Origin of the sequence: Mesorhizobium sp. M1169, from assembly GCF_040318345.1 — a bacterium.
Taxonomy (GTDB): domain Bacteria; phylum Pseudomonadota; class Alphaproteobacteria; order Rhizobiales; family Rhizobiaceae; genus Mesorhizobium.
In genome coordinates this window covers 1-852 of the sequence record NZ_JAMYME010000111.1, presented here as the reverse complement: position 1 = coordinate 852, position 852 = coordinate 1, and the positions used below count along the sequence as shown (strand labels likewise).

Sequence of the window (852 nt, the reverse complement as noted above, 5' to 3'; positions counted from 1 at the left end):
CGTCGACTTCATGTGCTTGTGGTGAGCTAGCGGCAGCCGATAGAAGCTCAGCGTCTCCTCGATGTTATCTTCCACCCAGTTGACCAGCTTCGGGTATTTGGCCTGCCATTTGGCGATCCACTGCGCCAGGTCGCGTTTGACCTCGGCAAGGTCGCGCCGGTCGTAGAACCATCTGAGCTCCATCAGGCAATCGTCGTCGACCTTGCGCGGCACGTAGTCGAGCGCGTTTCTGAGGAAGTGCACGTAGCAGCGCTGCCAGACCGCTTCGGGCAGCACTTCGCGGATTGCCGCCCTGAGCCCCGGATGGTCGTCGGAGACGACGAACTCGACGCCGGCGAGCCCGCGATTCTTGAGCCCCGTCACGAACTCGCGCCAGCTCGAATGGCTCTCCCGGTTGGCCAGCTCCACGCCCAGAACCTGGCGCCGGCCCTCCCAATCCACGCCGATCGCCACCAGCACCGCCTGGCTGGCGATCACGCCCGCCTCGCGAGCCCGTTCATAGCGCGCGTCCAAGATGAGATACGGATAGCTTTCCTCGAGCCGCTGCGTGAAGAACGCCTTGAGCGCCTCATCCAGCCGCATCGTCGCCTCGCTCACCGTCGAGGCCGAGAAAGAGTGGCCGCACAGTTCCTCCGTCACCGCCTTCACCTTGCGGGTCGAAACGCCCTGCACGTACATCTCGACCAGCGCCGACACCAATGCCTTCTCCGAACGCTGGTAGCGCTCAAACAACTCCGTCGAGAACCGGCCAGCCCGATCCTGCGGAACGCGAAGCTCCAGCACCCCGACCCGCGTCACCAGCTTGCGCTCGTAATAGCCGGACCGGTAACTCGTCCGCTCCGCCGTCCGCTC

The 852-nt window shown here is 64.4% G+C and carries 1 protein-coding gene; it reads right to left on the bottom strand.

The genetic code is table 11. From position 1 onward, the window contains the following. A partial coding sequence (locus NKH41_RS34035) for an IS256 family transposase (RefSeq protein ID WP_352935993.1) occupies positions 1-852 on the bottom strand: 852 nt, incomplete at both ends.